The following is a 253-nucleotide window of genomic DNA, read 5'->3' as shown; positions in this document are numbered from 1 at the left end:
CTTAAGCTGCCGTTGAATGATTCAATAAACGCATTGTCAGTAGGTTTACCTGGTCTTGAAAAATCTAAGACAACTTGCTTATCGTAAGCCCAGCGATCGAGCGCAATAGAGATAAATTCTGGACCATTGTCCGCTTGAATCCGCGTGGGCTTACCTCTTTGCGAGACGATATGCTCTAGCAGATGCGCAACATCATCGCCTCGAATGTTTTGCGCAGGATAAATTGCTAGGCACTCACGGGTGTGGTTATCTA

The 253-nt window shown here is 45.8% G+C and carries 1 protein-coding gene; it reads right to left on the bottom strand.

Annotated features, from left to right (window positions below):
• On the bottom strand, positions 1-253 hold a 253-nt coding region (locus ICN30_RS11560), incomplete at both ends, for a DDE-type integrase/transposase/recombinase (protein WP_216275794.1).

Origin of the sequence: Polynucleobacter sp. 31A-FELB (assembly GCF_018882405.1) — a bacterium.
In the GTDB taxonomy this organism is placed as follows: domain Bacteria; phylum Pseudomonadota; class Gammaproteobacteria; order Burkholderiales; family Burkholderiaceae; genus Polynucleobacter.
This window is presented reverse-complemented; position numbering and strand designations above follow the sequence as displayed.